This window comes from Halomonas sp. V046 (genome assembly GCF_052645355.1).
Genome location: NZ_JBQXYF010000014.1, coordinates 73745 through 92243, shown reverse-complemented (window position 1 = coordinate 92243; position 18499 = coordinate 73745). Strand labels below are relative to the sequence as shown.

Here is an 18499-nt window from a genome sequence, read left to right as displayed (position 1 = left end):
TTTTCTTGAGATGCTGGAGAGCCCCCATGACAGCAACCCCAACCGTACCTGCCGACATTCGCTCAGCCGCGGCCCTGTCGACGACGACAGGCGACAACGTCTTCTCGGCCGCGCTGATGAGCGACATTCGTGAGCGTTTTCATCATGTCGAGGAATGCCCCTTCACCGGCCCACGAGTGTTCTTCGAGAATGCCGGGGGCTCGCTGACCCTGAAGTCGGTGGTCAAGCGTAGCGCCGAAATCGCCAGCCTGCCGGACAACGATCATCGCGATAACGATGCCTCACGCGCTATCTCGCGAATCATCGCCTCGGGCCGTACGGCCATGGCGACCCTGTTCGGGGCACAAGAAGGCGTCATCTTCGGCGGAGAAACCGGCACCGAGTGTCTGTTTCGTGTGATTCGGGCCGCGGCGGGGGCGGCCCCGGCGGGCGGCAGCATCGTCGCCTGTGAGCTTGAGCATCCGGCCACCTATGACGCCACCGCCCAGTGGGCAGGACGCACCGGGCGCGAGTGGCTGACGGTCGGGTTCAATACGCGCACCGGTCGGGTCACCGCCGAGGAATACCGGCAGGTGGTGCGACCGGATACCCGTATCGCGACCATCCTGCACACCAGTCCGGTTACCGGCATGGCGCAGGATGTTGCCGATATCACGGCGGCCATTCGCGGCATCGCACCCGACTGTTACATCATCGTCGATGGCATTCAGCACGCGCCACATGGCGCCCTGGACGTCTCGAGCTATGGCGTGGATGCCTACGCCGTATCGCTGTACAAGACGTTCTGCCCCTTCAATGACGGCTATGCCTGGGTGTCGCCGAGGCTGAGCACGGTGGATCACGACCGCCTGGCAGGCAAGCCAGCGGACGCCTGGGAATTGGGTAGCCGTGATCCTGCGGCCTGGGCGGGCGCCGAGCAGATGGTCGACTACCTTGAGTGGCTGGGTAGCCAGTTCACCGAGGCCACCACGCCCCGCGAGCGACTGCAGGCGGCCGGCACGGCCATGCACGCTCAGGAGACCGCGCTGGTTCGGCGCCTGATCGAAGGCAATGAGAGCGTGACGGGACTGAAGGACTTGCCAGGCGTGACCCTGATCGGTGAGGCCGATTCGCCCTGGCGTGAAGGCGTGGTGTCGTTCTGCGTCGAAGGGCGCGATGCCCTCGACGTGGTGGCGCGGCTTGGCGAGCGCGGCATCCGCGTCCACGCCCGCAAGGACGACGCCTATTCCGGCAACATCCTGCGCCCACTAGGGCTGCCTTCGGTGTCTCGGGTGTCGCTGGCGCACTACAACACCGTCGCCGAAGTGGATGCCTGTCTCACGGCGCTGAAGGTGATTCTGGCGGGCTGACGGCTGACATCGCGGCCTCTTATCAGCGCGCGGGCTTGGTCTCTGGGTCAGGGGTCAGGGGGCAGGGGTCAGGGGCACAAGCCTGCCGCCCACGAAGTCGGTCGCCAGCCCGAGTCCCCTGCAATCGCGTTGCGCTCGGCACTCGAGACCGCCGATCGCCTGATGCATGTCTGGATGGGGCGGATGGAGCAGGCAGTTGTACTCGCCCTCGGGCGCTGCCGTGTCGCAGGCGGAATCGACAGGCAAGCGGCTATGTCGGAGCGGGTCGTGCGATGGGCCACTTCTGCTGTCACGGAAGAGGTCGAAAGGCCCGCCCGGATGCGCTGCATCATCATCCGCCAACGACAAGGGATCAATAGTGCTGGGCGATCACTCGCTCGGCGAGTGCCGTCTCGGTTTCTTCGACAGCCCCGCTGACACCGAGCGCGCCGATGAGATTACCGTGGCGCCAGAGCGGGATACCGCCCCCGAGCGGAATGACATTGGGCAACGCCTGTACCGGTTTGCCTGTTCTATAGCTATCGGCAAAGGCCGACGTAGGGCGCTGATAGAGCACGGCGCAGCGAGCTTTGGCCAGTGCCGCGTCCACCCCGCCGGCGATGGCCCCATCCATCCTCGTGAGCGCCACGAGGTGTCCCGATGCATCCACCACAGCGGCGATGATCTTTATATCGGTATCCTTCGCCGCATGACGGCACTGCGCTGCCAGGCTCAGCGCCTCTTCCAGGGAAATCGAGGATAACGGCATCGAACGGGTCCTTGTTGATTGTTGTCCACTCCTGCAGGAAACGCCGTACGGATGATCGGCCGGACTACCCGATGTGTGCAGCGTTTCTGTCGGTGGCATAGAGGGTTGGAGCGTTCTCAAAGCCGGCTGCCGGGGCATGGCTGCGAGGCTAAGGCGGCGCGACGGACAGGGTTGCCTATGGCTAGGAGCGATCGGCGATCATGTCGCGCAATAACTGCACCGCATAGCCGTAGCCGCGTGCCCCCATTCCGGCCAGCACCGCGGTCGCGATCGGCGAGACCAGGGAGTGGTGATACATTGGCTCGCGCTTATGGACGTTGGAGATGTGAAATTCGATGAGGGGAAACGGGTACATCTTCAGCGCATCCATGATGGCCATCGATGTAAACGTGAAGGCCGCCGGGTTGATAATCATGCCACTTGAGTTATCGATAGCCTCGTGAATCCAGTCAATCAATTCGTGCTCGGAATTCGATTGGTGAAAGACAAGCCCAACCTCCCCGGACGCGGCTCGACAGAGAGACTCCACTTCGGCCAATGTGGTGTGACCATAGATGTCGGGTTCTCTCAATCCGAGGCGATTTAGATTCGGTCCATTGAGTACGTAAATTGGTTTAGACATGCAGTTTTTATCCATTGTAGCCAAAGAGACGCGGCAGCCAGAGAGAAATGTCGGGCACCAGTGTGATCAAGACTAGTGCAACCAGTAGTGACATGAGAAATGGGAGTACTTCGCGTACGATCTCGCTCAGCGGCCGTCCGGAGATATTCGTCATGATAAAAAGAAGTAACCCATAAGGCGGTGTGATCAACCCCAGCATGATGGTGACGACACAGACGATACCGAAATGTACCAGGTCCACTCCCAGTGCATTCGCCGTGGGAATGAAGACCGGCACGATAATCAATAATATGGTGGTTCCTTCAAGTATGCAGCCGAGCGCCAAAAGGATCGCGATCACGATAAGAAGGAAGCCCGTCGGCGAGAGGTCGAATCCGCCGAGCCAGCCGCTCAGGCCCATGGGTATGTTCTCGATGGTCACGACATAATTGAACACCAATGCCCCGGCAATAAGCATGCCAATAGAGGCCGTCGTCCGGGCGCTCGATAATAGTGAGTCGTAGATCGAGGAAAGTGAAACGCTACGATAGAGAATGGCCGAGATTAACAGGGCATAAAGTGCGGCGACGGCCGCTGCCTCGGTCGGCGTGGTTGCGCCTCCGTAGATTCCTCCGAGCAACACGACCGGCATCATGAGCGCCGGTATGGCGTAGAAGGTGATGCGCGGGAGCTCGCGAAGTGGCACGGGCTCTTCGAGTGGAAACTCACGGCGGCGAGCCGAGGTGAGAATGATCGTCGCCTGAACCAGTCCCATGAGGAGACCCGGTACGACACCCGCGAGGAAGAGATAGCCGATAGAGGCATCCGAAACGAGTGCGTAGATCACTATCGGGATGGAAGGAGGGATGATCGGGCCAATGACGGCGGAAGAGGCAGTGAGTGCCGCCGCGAATGCCGGGGGGTACTTACCTCCCTCGGTCATCATTTTTTGCATCATCTTCCCAGTGCCGGCTGCGTCGGCAATGGCGGACCCTGACATGCCCGCAAAGATGACGCTTTGCACCACGTTTACCAGGGCGAGACCACCAGGAAATCGGCCGACGAAGGCATTGCAGAAAGCCAGTAGCTTCAGTGTCATCGTGCCTGAATTCATTAATTCAGCGGCGAGAATGAAGAGTGGCACGGCCAACAAGATGTAACTGGAGAACATTCCATTGAGAAGCTGCTCTGCCGCCGTGCCCATATCCAGGCCGGACAGCATCAGGTAGAAAATAGAAGATGCGATCATGGCATGCCCGATCGGCAGGCCAAGAAGGCAGAGAAGAACAATAGAGACGATGCTGAGCGTGAAAGGATCGAGCACGGCCATTATTTTTCACCTTCACAGTCAGGGGGCGTGCGCTTCTTTCCACGGATAGAGGAGAACAGGATCCATGCGTAACGAATCAGAATAGACACCGCAAAAATTATGTATATGAAGTAGAGGTAGTCGTACCTGATGTCCAGATACGAGGTTTTTTGTATTTTCATGAATGTCACGTAGTCCCAGACCGCGGGTAACGAGTATCCATATAGAAACAGCAAGGCCGTTGCCGACAGGATGGTCATGATGCGGCGAGTCTTGGGTCCGGCGGATCCAATGATGACATCGAATCGAATCTCTTCGGACTCACGCAAGACAAACCCTGCGCCCCAAAGGACGAGCCAAAGCCACATGATGATAGTCAGCTCTGAGGCGCCGCCTATAGGAAAGTTTAATGCATAGCGAAACGCTACTTGCACAATGAAGGCAACGAACATGACCAGCAACATCAGGGCAGCGATGTGTTCTGCCTGACGATGAAGCCAGGTACCAAGAATATTCAGCTTTATCATTGTTGACTCGCCGGCTGTTGTTGGTCACACCCGGCCTAGGCCGGGTGTTTTTTTACAGGCGCTGCTTACAGGGCGTTGATGCGCCCAAGCATGCCTTCCGGCCAGTCCTTGGACAGTTCAGACTCCAGGTACATTTGTTGGGCATAGTCGCGGAAGGCCTCTACATCGGGCTCGTATATGTTGAGGCCTTCGTCCTTGAGAAGAGACGTCAGCTCGACTTCACGCTGAAGGTGTTGTTCGGTACTCCACGCAATAGCTTCGTCTGCGGCGGCTTCAAATGCCTGTTGGTTTTCTTCGCTCATCCCATCCCAGACATCCTGCGAGATCACGAGGAGGTCATACCCGACGAGGTGAGACGTCAGTACGATCTGGTCCAGGACCTCGTAGAACTTCATGTTGTAGACGTTAGGCAGCGGGTTATCCTGGCCATCGATCGCGCCGGTCTGAAGGCCGGTATACACTTCGGCATACGCCATCGGGGTAGGGTTCGCCCCCAATGCCTTCCCCAGAAACTGCCAGGCATCGCCCCCGGGCATGCGGAGTTTGACGCCGTCCATGTCCTCGGGTGTCTGAATTTCTGTCTCGGTCTGCATGCCTAGCTGGCGTGTGCCGAAATAGGTTGGCCCGAGGATATGAATGCCTAGCTGTTCCTCGGCCAGAGACTTCATCTCGGTTCCGGCGTCGCTTTCGAAGAAGGCTTCCAGGTGTTCCGCATCGCGAAAGAGATAGGCTGATGACAGGATAGAGAACTCGGGAATCTGGGTAGCAATGTCCTGCGGGGCGATATTACCCATCTCAAGGTTGCCGCGCTGTATGGCGATGATTTCTGTTGTCTGCTTGAACAGGTTGCCCCCGTAGTAGAGCTCCAGCTCAGCAATATCGCTCACATCATCGGCGAGCCTTTTCATCATGTCGGCGCGGATGTCCTGTTCCGAGAATACCGCCGAGAAGCGTAGGGTCGGAGTGTCCTGTGCGGCGGCCAGGGGGGCCATGGTCGCGCACGCCATCATGGCTCCGGCGGCAAGTACGACCCGGGAGGTGGCGGTAATGGGCATGATATGCCTCCTTTTGTATTGTCATTGTGATTGGCCTGCGACGAGGCGCTGTCTCCTGCGCTGGCCCAAGCTTCGCACTTAGTAGTACATTTCTCGTAACGGCAGGTGTAAGATCATTTAACGTACGTTTTTGATAATGTCAGCTGATTCTTGCCTGGCTCGGCGGTGGCTGTCAAGGAACCTGTCGCTTCTGTCGGCGTTCAGGAGGGCTGTTTTCCGGCAGGGCTCCGGTGGCCCGGAACACCCGCTGCGCGGCCGTAGTGGACCGACCGGCAGGGCGCCTGCTGCTTGAATCGACGAGGAGGTTGGAGTGCTTTCTGCACAACAGGAAACCGCGGGTGAAAGCGCCTACAGATCGATCCGCGGCGACATCATCGACGGTCGGTTGGCGCCGCGCTCCCGACTGCGTCTCGAGGCGCTGAAGGAGCAGTACTCGGCTAGCATCAGCACCCTGCGCGAGACCCTCTATCGCCTGTCCGCCGAAGGCCTGGTGCGTGCCGAGGGGCAGCGAGGCTTCGAAGTCGCCGCCGTCACCCAGGAGGAGTTCCAGCAACTCGCTGTACTGCGCGAATTGCTGGAGGGCTATGCCCTGCGAGAAGCCTTCCGCAAGGGGGACCTGGAATGGGAAGGCCGAGTGGTCGGTGCCCACCACAAGCTGCAGGCGATGGAACGCATGATGCTGGCCGGCGATACCAGCCGCAGCGCAGAGTGGAAGTACTATGACCGAGAGTTTCACCATACCTTGGTTTCCGCGTGTGGCTCGGCGGAGCTGCTCCAGGCGTACGTGGCTATCTTCGATCGCTACCAGCGATATCAGATTGTCGCCGTCATCTTTCGCGGCGAACCCGCCGCGCAGGAGCACGGCTGGCTGCTGGACGCGGCGTTGAGACGCGACGCGGATGACGCGATTGCCGTGTTGCACGAGCACATTTCGGCCTGTGTGACCCATACGCTGAATACCGGCCAGCTGAGCTCTGCCGATCTGGACCCTATGCCCCTGGCCCACGGGGCATCCGAGAAGCCCACGCCTCTGACGTCGGTGGGTGAGACGGTCTGGCATCGGATACGTACCGACATCATCGCTGGCAAGCTGGCCCCCGGAAGGAAATTGAAGCTGGGCAGCTTGCGGGATGACTACGGCACCAGTGTGGCCACGTTGCGCGAAGTGCTTAATCGGCTTACCTCGGAAGGGTTCGTGGTTGCCGAAGGGCAGCGCGGCTTCGACGTCGCTCAAGTATCGGCCCAGAACGTGCGCGAGCTTGCCGAGTTGCGGCTTCTGGTCGAGGGCCGAGCACTGGAGGACTCCTTCCGGCAGGGGGACGTCGACTGGGAAGCGAGAGTGGTGGCCGCTTGCCATAAACTCGCCACCATCGATGCCGACCAGGCGAGCAGTGACCACCAGGTCGCCGAGCAGTGGACGCAATATGACTGGCAGTTCCATCAGGCGCTGATTTCGGCTTGTGGCTCCGAAGCGCTGATGCGGCTGCACAACGCGATTTTCGACAGACTCCTGCGCTATCAACTTATCGCCAAGTCCTACCGGGGCCGCGTCGCCGCGGACGAGCATCAGGCGCTGCTGGACTGTGCCCTGCGGCGGGACGCCAACGGAGCGCTGGATATCCTGCAACAGCATCTCAGAGGGGCAATGGAACAGGCCTTGCCGACCGCTGCTGCTGAAGTCTAAGCAATTGATATTGATTTAAATTAGCGAGTCATTGGTGAGAAGGGGCACCACGATATGGGGGCGGCGCCCGCATGGATGAACCGCTGCGTTGCCTCGCGCCCTTGAGGGCGGCGGTCTGGGTCGATCCGTCCATGTCGGAAAACCAGACCGGTCGGAAAACCAGACCGTTGCCCCTTCTGGCATGCGTCCATGGCTCGCAAGCGTGCCCTGGCTGTGTCTGAGGGGTAGGGCAGCGATCTCCGTGACGGGATGGCTGCGTTCTGTCACTTACGTGACGGGAATATTTCGGTGTCGCTGGCGGTTCACGGGGTCGCCTTGGCGCTTTCCGTACAAGGCTTTGAGATGTCTACGAGGCCCGGGACGACTCAATCATCACTTCGATACTGCGCTCAGTATTCTTAGCGGAATTTATCAACGCGCTCAATATTTTAGCCTGTCGGTCGAGATACATTATTCCAGGCTAAAAAGGGTGTTTTGTATTCATGAACGACCACGCTCGGCCATCCCCCCCGGCGGGATTCCTGTCATGACTCACGAACCCGCGTCGTATAATCTGGCTCTGGTGGCACTATCTTTTGCCGTCGCGGCCCTGGCTTCTCTGACCGCACTCGATTTGGCGGCACGGGTACGGGGCAGCAAGGGGGCTCCCGGTATTGCCTGGCTTGTCGGTGGCGCATTCGCCATGGGGACCGGCATCTGGGCCATGCACTTTATCGGCATGCTGGCGATGGAGATGCCCGAGCACGTCGGATACGGCATCGTCCTGACGGCCCTTTCGCTACTCGCCGCTCTGCTGTCATCCGCCCTCGCCCTCTTTATCGTGCAAAGCGGCAAGTTGACCAACTATCGCCTGGCTTTCGGCTCGTTGGTCATGGGAACGGGCATTTGCCTGATGCACTATGTCGGCATGGCGGCCATGTCGACGGCCGGCTCGATAACCTACGAGCCGGTGCTCTTTCTCGTCTCCGTGGTGATCTCGGTTTCCGCCTCGGGATTGTCGCTATGGCTTGCCTTCCGTCTCACGCCGAGCGATACAGGTCCGCGCGCGCCCTTCTGGCAACGTGGCCTGGCCGCTGTCGTCATGGCCATCGGCATCTCCGGCATGCACTACACCGGCATGGCAGCCGCCGTGATACCCCACGGTGGCATGATGCCCATGGCCGGGGGAATCTCGCCCGACCAACTGGCCATCGTCATTGCGCTGATCGCGACCTGTATCATGCTTGCTGCCATGATGATCTCGATCTACGACGCCCACCTTTCTTCCCGCAACGCACAACTCGCGGGCTCTCTGCAGCGTGCCAACAGCGAGCTCAAGGACATGGTCTACGGCGATTCGCTGACCCAGTTGCCTAACCGTCTGTTGCTCGAGGAGCGCCTGGATACCTTGCTGCAACAGACAGACAATGCCTTCGCGGTCCTGTTCGTCGACCTCGATCGGTTCAAGAACGTCAACGATTCCCTCGGGCACCATGTCGGCGACGAGCTGATAAAGCACGCGGCCACGCGGCTGCAGGCGGCGATCCGCGAAACCGACACCGTGGCGCGGGTCGGAGGCGACGAATTCATGGTACTCGCCTCAAGCAACAACGGGCACGAGGGCTTCAGCGCTCTGGCCCGGCGTATCGTCAGCACCCTGGACCAACCCTTTCAAATCGGCGATAGCATCGTCAAGGTCTCGTCCAGCGTCGGCATCAGCCTCTATCCAGATCATGGCCTCGAGAAGCACGCCCTGATGGTTCACGCCGATGCCGCGATGTATTGCGCCAAGGAAAGGGGCAGAAACAACTTCCAGCTCTACGAGCCGAACATGTCGTCGCTGGCAGAGCGCCGGACGCTGATCGAACAACGGCTGCGCCTGGCGATCGACAACAACGGCCTGACGCTCGCCTACCAGCCCAAGGTGAATGTGCTGTCGGGGGAAATCACCGGCGTCGAGGCGCTATTGAGGTGGAATGATGACGAATTGGGTGTGGTGACGCCCGACGAGATCATTCCTATCGCCGAGGATACGGGGCTGATTCTTCCTCTGGGGGAGTGGGTCCTGCGGACTGCTTGCCAGTACTCAGCCGACGGGGCTGGGCACGACGGGGCCACGATGGCCGTCGCCGTCAACATTTCTGCCATTCAGCTCAACAACCGCCACTTCACCACTCTGGTAAAGAAGGTATTGCATGAGACCGGGCTCCCCGCCGGCCTTCTCGAACTCGAGCTCACTGAAAGCGCCTTGATTCAGAACCCGGACCGAGCCCTGACCATCCTCAACGAACTGCGCGAGCTCGGCATCACCCTGTCCATCGACGACTTCGGCACCGGCTACTCCAATCTTGCCCAGCTGCGCCGCTTTCCCATCCAGCGCCTGAAGATCGATCGCACTTTCATGTCCGGCGTGACGACCAATGCTCAGGATGCCGCCATCGTTCAAGCCGTCATCGCCCTGGCGCTCAGCCTCGATCTGCAGGTCGTGGCGGAAGGCATCGAAACGGAAGAGCAGCTGTCGTTTATCCGCCGGCAACAAGGGCATCAGTACCAAGGCTATCTTTGCAGCAAGGCGCTCCCGGCGGACGATCTCAAGGCATTCCTGGCGGACCGCCAGTTGGTGACTGGCTAGGTGTAGGGTTCCGGGGCGCCCTCTTTCTCATGAGCCACACGCCTTAGGTCCCTGAATGCGAGCAATAAGCGCAGCACCTGCGGTGCTCGCCGCATGGGCCGCGCGTGGTCTCGATGCAGACCACCGATATCTTCGATGCCCAGGCCGTTGACTACCGCCAGGCCGTGCTGCCAGCGGACGTTGGCGCCGGCCTCGCCGTCGAAGCCGGCCACGTCGACCTCGGGTCCAGATACGTCGGCCGAGAGGGCCGCGTCATCGGCATGCAGACGTTCGGTGAATCCGGCCCCGCCGACGATCTGTTTCAGTACATCGGCGTCACTATCGACGGCGTCGTCGCTCAAGCCGAGCAACTGCTAGACGCCGCGGTAGACTGACGTTTCCGGTGGGACGGATAACCCATAACTGTTTGATATTATTTTAAATTCTGGGAGCTTTGGGGAGGGGCGCCACGCCGAGCGTGTTCGGTGGCGCCCGCATGGGTGAACCGCTGCGTTACCTCGAGCCCCAGAAGGCGGTGGTCCGGGCCGATCCGCCCATGTCGGAAAATCAGACCGGTCGGAAAACCAGACCGTTACCCCTTCCGGCATGCGTCCATGGCTAGCTGCCGTACCCTGGTTGCGCCCCAGCGTGTTGGCGGCGGGACTTGGGCAGGCCCTTCGGGCTGTCTTGTTGCCGTTGCTGTCGAGAGACTCTCGACGCTTGACGCGGGCATCAACGGCTGTGGATCACTCGTCGGCGCTGGGTGGCCAGCGGCCACCAAGGCTCGGAACCATTTGGTCATGGCGGCATTCTCCACGGCGCTCTCGGCGGGTCCGGTGTTCCCTTCCTCCAACAGGCCGCCCACCGCGTCGCCGGTCTCGGCCAACGAGGCGACCAGTGGTGAGTAGATCCGTGTACCGTAAAGACCAAGAAACGCCGACCCGCCCCGGTGGCCATGAACCGCGATCGGCAAGCCATCGATCTCCAGGGTCAACTGCCAAGGCCGTTCACCATGCTTCAGCGAGGTCAGACGCCAGACCAGTAGTTGCAGCAGGCCTTCGTGCACGGCATCGATGTTGCCGTTGCGCCCGAGGCAGGTCAGCAGACGCGACAGCGTGGTTTGAGACGGCCGATCTTGGGCCAGTGGTGTCATCCCGCGAGCATCACTGCACGCCAGACGCCAGAGTGGGGCGTGGCGCAACGTGTCGGTATCGCTAAGGTCCATCCAGCCAATGGCTTTCTGCAGCACGACGGTATCTAGCTGGTTGGCCAACGAGTAACGGATGCGCAACGGACTGCGCAACGGACTGCGCCGATCAACCAGATTGGCCTCCAGCGCATTGATCACGCCGCTGCTATCGGGGCCTTCACGCAGCAGTAGAGCGCCGCTGTCGCTAGTGGTGTGCTGGCCGCCGAGGTCAACGGGGATGGACCCGTTGACCTCGGCGCCCAGGTGGATAGTCTTTCACCCGTAGCGGATGGTCCGCTGGAATCAGGTTGTTGGCGTAACGCACTGATTTATCAAGAGAATACTATCCGTTATCTTCGTTTTCAGGCCAGCTTCATGAATAAGACGGGCTGACACCTTCAAAGTACACATCCCACTTATCACAGCGACTACTTTTCTGGGGATTACCCTTCGGCCATCAACTATTGCCTGGCGCCTTGAAGGGATCAAAGAACGGTGCAGCATTCAGTATCTTATTCTCCTGGCTCACCAGATATCCCGCCTCGGCACTCTTGGCAAGAAATGCGGCCCAGTCAGGGTCGGCCTGAAGGGCACGACGCTTGGCGGCACGATCCGCAGCATCCTTATACATCCAGATATGGACATAAGAATTAACGTCGCCTGTTTCGACCGCACCGTAGACCACAGGATAACCCAAGTGCTTTGATTGCACCGCCCAGCCATGGTCTTCATAAAGCTTCATGTGCTTCTTTATCGTGCCAGGGCGGCACACGTAAGTTCGCAGATCATAAATCATCTTTCAACTCCTTCATCATGGTATTTGAATTAGCTTTCATGCTGCATACTGCGACATAAAAATCACGCAATGAATAGATCGTCATCAATGCTCCGGAAATAGGGATCGCGACGTAAAACAGGCCAACAGGAAGATCAAGAACTGGAGTTAACGCACTACTGCGCATCGTGAGATCCCAGCCGTACCACGTCATGGTAAACATGAAGCCAAGCGACAGGAACGCTAGTACAGCCTTGAGAAATCCGGCGGCGGGGCCCTTCCCTAACAATTGCTCAAGCCAATCAACCCTGAAATGTTCCCCTTCTCGCCATAACGCTGCAGCCCCCATAAAAACCATCCAGGCAAATAGTCCTCGGACCACCTCATCAAGCCACGGGAAACCAGCGATCTGGAAGCTACGACCGATAACATTAATAAACAGAAGTAGAAACAGAGCAGCCAAGCAGATTGAAGCTATGCTGCGCAGAATCCGGCCTATAATCCTATCAATTTTGTTCATGAGCCCATCATCAGTTCAGGAAGCCATGTAGAAATCGCAGGAATTGTTATCACCGCCATCAATACCGCAAAAAGTCCAATCAAGTAAGGCGTCAATGCGCGAGACAATCGACCAACCGATATGTTCGCTATTGATGATGTGGCAAACAATACCATGCCTACTGGCGGTGTAAGCAGACCGACCATCGAACACATGATCATAATGACGCCAAAATGAACAGGATCGACGCCAATTTGCGTCACCACGGGGAGGAACAATGGAACGGTTAATACTATTACCGCTATTCCCTCCAGGAACATGCCAAGGATAAGCAGGATGACTACAATAATAGACATTATGATCGCTGGGCTACCGGAAATTGAGAGTAGCGCTTCAACCAGCTGATTAGGTATACGCTGATGGATCAGCAGCCAACCGAAGAACCCGGCCGCCGCAATAACAAACATTACGCGCACCGTATGCACCAACGTATCCCAAATAACCTGAGGGAGATCGGAGAACTGTACTTCCTTATAAACAGCCATCGACAAGAATAACGCATAAGCACTGGCCATCACGCCAGCCTCAGTAGGCGTGAACATGCCGCCAAATACTCCTACTATTATGATTACCGGCGTCAATAGTGATAACAGTGCTGACATGAAACTACGACCGATCTCACGCCAATCAATATGGTCTCGACGTGCCATCTTGTGGCGCAGCGCATGCACATAAACAGCAAGCATCAGTGCCAAGGCCATCAGCACCCCCGGGACCACGCCTGCAAGGAATAGCTGCGCGACCGAAACCCCTGTGATCGATGAGTAGAGAACAAAAGGAATAGAGGGTGGGAAGACTGGTCCAATAGTCGACGATGCCGCAGTAATTGCAGCGGAAAAATCCGGGTCGTACTTTCGATCGGCCATGGCTTTAAGTTCCACCTGGCCCAAGCCAGCGGCATCGGCTACTGCTGCACCCGACATGCCAGAGAAAAAGAGCGAAGCGAGCACATTGACCTGGCCCAACCCACCACGAATATGGCCGACACAGGCATCTGCAAAACGGAATATTCTATGCGTTATTCCCCCCGTGTTCATCAGGTTGCCGGCAAGGATAAAAAAAGGTATCGCCAGTAGCGTGAATCCTGTTGTCGCTGAGAACATTCGTTGCGGCAACATCGACAGGATATCGAAATCCCCTTGTATCGCATAAAAACCTACAGAAACCAGTCCTAATGCTACAGCCACTGAAAGGCCAAGCCCGATCAATAGAACCAAAGCCCCGAGGATTACGAACGTAAGCATATAACACACCCTATACAGCCTGGAGCACGATCAAGCACTCCAGGCTGTATCGTAAAGTTAATCCAGGAAGCTCAGGAAAGTCTTCATGTTTTCCTCACCAACATACTCTGCAACGCGCTCTCTCGCAGGCTCCATCAGTTCCGTAAAACTGGAAAGATCGGGTTCAGTAACTTGCATGCCACGCTCTTTCAGAGCTGCAATATCTTTCTGTTCTTGATCCATAACGGCATTGCGCATCATCGTTGATGCAGCCATGCTCTCTTCACGTACAATACCCTGCTGTTCCTCAGAGAGAGAATTCCAAGTGTCCTTGTTTATTACATGGACCATGGAATTGTATACATGGTGCGTTAAAGCCAAGTGATCTTGAAACTCATCGAGGTTGTAGTGATAAATAACACTGATGGGGTTCTCCTGCCCATCAACAACTCCCTGATTCAGGGCGTTGGGAAGCTCAGGGAACGCAATCTGAGTTGTAGAGGCTCCAAGCGCCTCAAGAGCGGCGACTATCTGAAGTTCTGGGGGAGTGCGCAACTTAAGCCCTTCAACATCAGCTGGACTTTCAATTGGCTTAGCGCTGTTGGTTATATGCCGGAACCCATACTCCCAGTTCGACAGCATAACGAGGCCCTCTTCTTCAAGCTGAGGTGCAACCCACTCATAGAATGGACCATCCAGGATACTGTGGGCCTCTTCGTAGCTTCCGAAGGCAAAGGGTGTCATTACAGTGCCGAATGCCTTGACATATTTATCCAGACCACCCTGGGTCGGAAGGTTCATATCAACGACGCCTAGAACTGTCTGTTCCAGCTGCTCGGGGGGGGCGCCAAGCTCGTTCGCAGGGTAAAGCTCGACCGTAACATCACCACCAGTTCTTTCTTCGACATTCTCAGCGAACTGCAGTGCTGCTTGATGAGCCGGGTGGGACTCTGCAGCAAAGTGCGCCATCTTTAAGGAAACTTCCTCCGCATAGACTGAACTTGACAGGATGCTGGCGAGCGTACCGAATACTACTTTTTTATAATTCATCCCATAACCCTTTGATATGATTATATTTGTCGTGTGTGTTTATCGTGCCTTATCGGCCACCTACTCTTTCAGGCGTGCCTCGACGCCGGAAAATTCTTCATATGCCTTGATTACAGCAGTACAACCCTCACTACCGTGCCCCATAATGGAAGCCAAAGCATAAGTATTATGTACGGACTGAGCCATAAAAGCGGGCAACTCTGCTTGTTCTAGCCACTCAGCGTAGTAACGAACGTCTTTCTGAGCGTTTTCCAAAGACATATGCGGCGTAAAATCACGCTCAAGGGTAAGGTTGCCATAGAGGTCCATCATCCCAGACTTGCCGCCTGCCGCGGAGATAATCCCAATGACCTTGGACATATCGAGCCCCTCCTTGGCGGCGAGCGCAAACCCTTCGCACCAGGCAGCCACATTGGAAAAAGCGATATAGTTGTGAATCAGTTTTAGTCGAGTCGCATGCCCAGCGGGGCCAACATGGAAAACGTTCTCGGCATAAGCATCAAAGACCGGGCGTATGCGCTCTAACAGTGATGTTTCACCACCAAACAATACATTCACCTCGCCTCGCTCAGCATGAGCCGGGGTGCGGGTCATCGGCGCTTCGACATAGTGAACACCGGCTTTTTCACAAGCGCCGCGTAATAGATCGACATGCTCTACGGAGACCGTAGTGTGATCCAGGAATATTGCATCATCCGGTAGTGCAGCCAGAGCTCCGTCGGGGCCAAGCGCAAGAGCTTGTACCGCCTCGGCTGTCGTAATACAGACAGCGAAAACATCGGACTCAGCCGCGATCTCCACCGCTGACGCACCTTCGACGGCACCATTCTTCACTGCATCAGCGACTTTATCTGCATCAAGGTCGAAAACCGTGACGGCGAATCCTTTCGCGCAGAGGTTCTTGACGAGCCCACGCCCCATGCCACCTAAACCAACAAATCCTATCCTCGGCGCATTCATTAACGTCTCCTGAAGCTCTTGATCTGGTGCCACTCAAGCTATGGTATTTCATATTGTCTGACAACTGTTTTTAGTGCTACGTTGGTAGCATAGCCTTTCACCAACCCGATAGCGTACGGTCCAGCGGTAGCGGTGCGTTGTGGCGCAAGCGACTCAGCCAATCAGGAAGATACTTAGATGCAGGATCTGGAAATTTTCGGGCGTATTGATCGCCCTCGCAGGCTACCCGACGAGGTAGCGGTAGCTCTCACAACCGCGATTGAGGGCGGGCAGTTGCGCCCCGGTGACCGATTGCCAACGGAAGCTGTTCTTTCGGAACGTTTTGGTGTTGCCCGCACGGTGGTTCGTGAGGCGATTTCGCTCCTGAAATACGATGGCGTTGTCGACTCGCGGCGTGGCGTTGGCACCTTCATCACCGAAAGCGGGAACCGATCCGCATTTCGAATCAGTCCTGGCTGTTTCGAAAAGCGTCGCCAGATCATCAAGCTGTTTCAGCTTCGTGCGGAAGTTCAAGCTGGCGCTTCGGCGCTGGCGGCAGGCGTGCGTACTCAAGAGCAGATGCAAGGTATCGAAGAGCTTTTTGCCGAGATGGAACGCCTCGACGCACTAGGCCCGGATGAAGTCCTTGAACAACGGGTAGATACTGAACTCGATTTTTATCGCTGCATCTGCGAAGCCTCCGCCAATGAATACTATGTCGATGTTATCGGCATGATTGAAGGGAACATTCAGAGCAACTTGCGCTCTGCCTTCCTTAAGAATGCGGCTGCATCTGAGTTCGGCCCAACCATTCTCGATGAGCATCGTGCGGTGCGAGATGCACTGGCGATACAAGATGCATCGCTGGCTCGACGTGCGACACGCCTGCGATTCGAACGTGCGGCTGAACGCCTCGCCGCACGTGAAGACTTTATATGAATAACAAGGGCCAGAGATCATGAGTGACCAACGTTTACGTCACGGTGGACAAGTGCTCGTTGAAGCCTTGGAGGCACAGGGAATTGAGCGTGTATTCTGTGTCCCAGGTGAAAGTTACCTGGCCGCACTCGATGGGCTCTACCAGTCCGGGGTCGACACAATCGTTGCGAGGCACGAAGGTGGTGCTTCAATGATGGCCGAAGCCGATGGCAAGCTGACAGGCCACCCGGGAGTCGCCTTTGTGACCCGCGGGCCAGGCGCGACCAACGCTTCTTGTGGTGTGCATGTGGCGTTTCAGGATTCGACGCCGATGGTTCTGTTCATCGGCCAGGTGGCCAGCGACCAGCGTGATAGAGAAGCCTTCCAGGAGGTTGACTATCGCGCCATGTTCAGCCCGCTCGCAAAGTGGGTTGCAGAGATTGATCGTGTCGATCGAATTCCGGAGTATGTCAGCCACGCCTTCCATGTCGCACAGAGTGGCCGCCCGGGCCCCGTTGTTCTCGCATTGCCGGAAGACATGCTGTCATCCGAAGCCGGCGCAGTTCCCATTGTCCCCGCCGCAACGCTCCCCTCCGGCAAAGCAGCCGAAAGTGATGTGGCCGCGATACTCGACACACTCGCATCAGCAGAGCGCCCGTTGGTCATTGTCGGCGGTGGTGGCTGGTCAAAAGAAGCCGCTGGCGCGTTAGGCGAATTTGCCACCAAGGCCGATTTGCCAGTAGGGGCCTCTTTCAGGTGCCAGGACTATCTGGACAATCGCCATTCAAGTTACATTGGCGACATTGGCATCGGTATCAACCCCAAGCTTGCTGAAAGGGTGAAATCTGCTGATGTCATTCTTTCGCTTGGTGCCCGGCTGGGTGAAATGACCACCAGTGGCTATTCCCTGCTGACTCCACCAGTGTCCGAGCAGACTCTCATACATGTTCATGCGGACGCCGCGGAAATTGGTCGTGTCTACCGACCACGCCTGGCCGTCGTCGCGAACGCTGCTGAAATAGTCCACCAACTGGCGGATGCTGCAACAGCGCCAGACACACCTCGCCAGCAATGGACGCGTGAAGCGCGCGAGGATTACGAGGAGTGGCAACAGCCACAAGATACTCCGGGAAGCTTGAAGATGGAGCGCATCATTGCCCATCTGAATGAAACACTCGGAGACGATGCCATTCTTACCAATGGCGCGGGCAACTACTCCGCCTGGTTGCACCGTTACTATCGCTACCGCGGATGGCGTACACAACTCGCTCCCACCAGTGGCTCGATGGGCTATGGGTTGCCCGCGGCGATAGCCGCTAAACTCAGGCACCCCGAGCGAGAAGTCGTATGCCTGGCAGGCGATGGCTGTTTTCAAATGGCCATGCAGGAATTTGGTGTTGCCTGCCAGTACGGTGCCAATATCATCGTTCTCGTTTCCAACAATGGCATGTACGGAACGATAAGAATGCACCAGGAACGCACCTTCCCGGGACGACCATCGGCTACGAGAATGGTAAATCCCGATTTCGCGGACCTTGCAAGAAGCTACGGCGGGTTCGGAGCAACAGTGACAAGCGATGATGACTTTCCTGCTGCACTGCTGGCCGCACAGAATGCCGGTGTGCCAGCCATTCTGGATCTGAAGGTCGACCCGCAGGCGTTGTCCCCCAAGATGACATTGACCTCCCCTTGAATTGATGCCCCCTTCCGGAGAGTTGCACTATCTGTGCAACTCTGGAGGGGGGCACCTCAGTATTTCTGGCTCTTCGTCGTTGGGGGTGGAATTCGCCCCCTGAGCGGGACCAGGATATGACCTCCATGACGACAGGAGGTACGGCATGGACGGCACCCAGATTCTGACCCTCGGCCTGGGCCTGGGCCTGGGAGCGCCCCGGATTCTCAAGGACCAGCACCTGGATACTTCCGTGTCGCCCCACCGGTTGGACTTCTAGGTCGGCGCCGAACAGGGCAGCCTCTACCCGT

At 57.5% G+C, this 18499-nt stretch carries 16 protein-coding genes and 1 pseudogene; 6 read left to right on the top strand and 11 right to left on the bottom strand.

The features are described 5' to 3' along the window. Positions 1-26 precede the first annotated feature (26 nt). Positions 27-1349: an aminotransferase class V-fold PLP-dependent enzyme gene (locus tag ACUN9Y_RS18085; protein ID WP_445462115.1), complete on the top strand. Its 1323-nt coding sequence runs from the start codon at positions 27-29 to the stop codon at positions 1347-1349. 352 nt (positions 1350-1701) lie between these two features. Here ACUN9Y_RS18085 and ACUN9Y_RS18080 read toward each other — a convergent pair whose 3' ends face one another. The 5 genes from ACUN9Y_RS18080 to dctP form a co-directional block, all read right to left on the bottom strand. Beyond that, complete coding sequence (locus ACUN9Y_RS18080) at positions 1702-2097, bottom strand: GlcG/HbpS family heme-binding protein (protein WP_445462114.1); 396 nt, start codon at positions 2095-2097, stop codon at positions 1702-1704. A 181-nt stretch (positions 2098-2278) separates the two neighbouring features. Then, positions 2279-2719, bottom strand: a complete 441-nt coding sequence (locus tag ACUN9Y_RS18075; protein WP_445462113.1) for a type II 3-dehydroquinate dehydratase — start codon at positions 2717-2719, stop codon at positions 2279-2281. Between the two features lie 7 nt (positions 2720-2726). Beyond that, positions 2727-4028 carry a TRAP transporter large permease gene (locus tag ACUN9Y_RS18070; protein ID WP_445462112.1) on the bottom strand — a complete coding sequence of 434 codons (1302 nt, stop codon included), beginning with the start codon at positions 4026-4028 and terminating at the stop codon, positions 2727-2729. Continuing rightward, a complete protein-coding gene (locus ACUN9Y_RS18065; RefSeq protein WP_445462111.1) occupies positions 4028-4534 on the bottom strand; it encodes a TRAP transporter small permease in 507 nt (168 codons plus the stop codon). Before ACUN9Y_RS18065 ends, ACUN9Y_RS18070 begins: the two co-directional genes overlap by 1 nt. Positions 4535-4599: 65 nt before the next feature. Continuing rightward, positions 4600-5589, bottom strand: a complete 990-nt coding sequence (gene dctP, locus ACUN9Y_RS18060; protein ID WP_445462110.1) for a TRAP transporter substrate-binding protein DctP — start codon at positions 5587-5589, stop codon at positions 4600-4602. A gap of 310 nt (positions 5590-5899) precedes the next feature. Between dctP and ACUN9Y_RS18055 the strand changes: the two genes are divergently transcribed. The 3 genes from ACUN9Y_RS18055 (at position 5900) to ACUN9Y_RS18045 (ending at position 10258) form a co-directional block, all read left to right on the top strand. After that, on the top strand, positions 5900-7273 hold the full coding sequence (locus ACUN9Y_RS18055; protein ID WP_445462109.1) for a GntR family transcriptional regulator: 1374 nt from the start codon (positions 5900-5902) through the stop codon (positions 7271-7273). A 526-nt stretch (positions 7274-7799) separates the two neighbouring features. Then, on the top strand, positions 7800-9884 hold the full coding sequence (locus ACUN9Y_RS18050) for a putative bifunctional diguanylate cyclase/phosphodiesterase (RefSeq protein ID WP_445462108.1): 2085 nt from the start codon (positions 7800-7802) through the stop codon (positions 9882-9884). 77 nt (positions 9885-9961) lie between these two features. Next, positions 9962-10258 (top strand): transketolase-like TK C-terminal-containing protein, encoded by a 297-nt coding sequence (locus ACUN9Y_RS18045; RefSeq protein WP_445462162.1) that lies wholly within the window; start codon positions 9962-9964, stop codon positions 10256-10258. Between the two features lie 422 nt (positions 10259-10680). On the opposite strand, the pseudogene ACUN9Y_RS18040 reads toward ACUN9Y_RS18045, so the two are convergent. The 6 genes and pseudogenes from ACUN9Y_RS18040 to ACUN9Y_RS18015 all read right to left on the bottom strand — a co-directional run. After that, positions 10681-11381, bottom strand: a pseudogene (locus ACUN9Y_RS18040) (transposase); the annotation flags it as partial. A 128-nt stretch (positions 11382-11509) separates the two neighbouring features. Continuing rightward, positions 11510-11848, bottom strand: a complete 339-nt coding sequence (locus ACUN9Y_RS18035; RefSeq protein WP_445462107.1) for an NIPSNAP family protein — start codon at positions 11846-11848, stop codon at positions 11510-11512. Further along, on the bottom strand, positions 11838-12347 hold the full coding sequence (locus ACUN9Y_RS18030) for a TRAP transporter small permease (protein WP_445462106.1): 510 nt from the start codon (positions 12345-12347) through the stop codon (positions 11838-11840). Before ACUN9Y_RS18030 ends, ACUN9Y_RS18035 begins: the two co-directional genes overlap by 11 nt. After that, positions 12344-13630, bottom strand: coding sequence for a TRAP transporter large permease (locus ACUN9Y_RS18025; protein ID WP_445462105.1), 1287 nt, complete (start codon positions 13628-13630; stop codon positions 12344-12346). Before ACUN9Y_RS18025 ends, ACUN9Y_RS18030 begins: the two co-directional genes overlap by 4 nt. Before the next feature lie 57 nt (positions 13631-13687). Next, positions 13688-14659: a TRAP transporter substrate-binding protein gene (locus ACUN9Y_RS18020; RefSeq protein WP_445462104.1), complete on the bottom strand. Its 972-nt coding sequence runs from the start codon at positions 14657-14659 to the stop codon at positions 13688-13690. Positions 14660-14719: 60 nt separating this feature from the next. Beyond that, entirely contained in the window at positions 14720-15619 is a 900-nt protein-coding gene (locus ACUN9Y_RS18015; RefSeq protein WP_445462103.1) for an NAD(P)-dependent oxidoreductase, read from the bottom strand. Between the two features lie 177 nt (positions 15620-15796). Between ACUN9Y_RS18015 and ACUN9Y_RS18010 the strand changes: the two genes are divergently transcribed. Beyond that, positions 15797-16537 (top strand): FadR/GntR family transcriptional regulator, encoded by a 741-nt coding sequence (locus ACUN9Y_RS18010; RefSeq protein WP_445462102.1) that lies wholly within the window; start codon positions 15797-15799, stop codon positions 16535-16537. Positions 16538-16556: 19 nt separating this feature from the next. Continuing rightward, positions 16557-18209: a thiamine pyrophosphate-binding protein gene (locus ACUN9Y_RS18005; protein WP_445462101.1), complete on the top strand. Its 1653-nt coding sequence runs from the start codon at positions 16557-16559 to the stop codon at positions 18207-18209. Positions 18210-18499 lie beyond the last annotated feature (290 nt).

What these genes read in the sequence shown, in the direction of transcription:
- ACUN9Y_RS18030 (WP_445462106.1), bottom strand. Translation starts at nt 12,347, where the DNA reads ATGAACAAAATTGATAGGATTATAGGCCGGATTCTGCGCAGCATAGCT.
- ACUN9Y_RS18065 (WP_445462111.1), bottom strand. Translation starts at nt 4,534, where the DNA reads ATGATAAAGCTGAATATTCTTGGTACCTGGCTTCATCGTCAGGCAGAA.
- ACUN9Y_RS18020 (WP_445462104.1), bottom strand. Translation starts at nt 14,659, where the DNA reads ATGAATTATAAAAAAGTAGTATTCGGTACGCTCGCCAGCATCCTGTCA.
- ACUN9Y_RS18050 (WP_445462108.1), top strand. Translation starts at nt 7,800, where the DNA reads ATGACTCACGAACCCGCGTCGTATAATCTGGCTCTGGTGGCACTATCT.
- ACUN9Y_RS18085 (WP_445462115.1), top strand. Translation starts at nt 27, where the DNA reads ATGACAGCAACCCCAACCGTACCTGCCGACATTCGCTCAGCCGCGGCC.
- ACUN9Y_RS18005 (WP_445462101.1), top strand. Translation starts at nt 16,557, where the DNA reads ATGAGTGACCAACGTTTACGTCACGGTGGACAAGTGCTCGTTGAAGCC.
- ACUN9Y_RS18010 (WP_445462102.1), top strand. Translation starts at nt 15,797, where the DNA reads ATGCAGGATCTGGAAATTTTCGGGCGTATTGATCGCCCTCGCAGGCTA.
- ACUN9Y_RS18015 (WP_445462103.1), bottom strand. Translation starts at nt 15,619, where the DNA reads ATGAATGCGCCGAGGATAGGATTTGTTGGTTTAGGTGGCATGGGGCGT.
- dctP (WP_445462110.1), bottom strand. Translation starts at nt 5,589, where the DNA reads ATGCCCATTACCGCCACCTCCCGGGTCGTACTTGCCGCCGGAGCCATG.
- ACUN9Y_RS18070 (WP_445462112.1), bottom strand. Translation starts at nt 4,028, where the DNA reads ATGGCCGTGCTCGATCCTTTCACGCTCAGCATCGTCTCTATTGTTCTT.
- ACUN9Y_RS18025 (WP_445462105.1), bottom strand. Translation starts at nt 13,630, where the DNA reads ATGCTTACGTTCGTAATCCTCGGGGCTTTGGTTCTATTGATCGGGCTT.
- ACUN9Y_RS18080 (WP_445462114.1), bottom strand. Translation starts at nt 2,097, where the DNA reads ATGCCGTTATCCTCGATTTCCCTGGAAGAGGCGCTGAGCCTGGCAGCG.
- ACUN9Y_RS18075 (WP_445462113.1), bottom strand. Translation starts at nt 2,719, where the DNA reads ATGTCTAAACCAATTTACGTACTCAATGGACCGAATCTAAATCGCCTC.
- ACUN9Y_RS18035 (WP_445462107.1), bottom strand. Translation starts at nt 11,848, where the DNA reads ATGATTTATGATCTGCGAACTTACGTGTGCCGCCCTGGCACGATAAAG.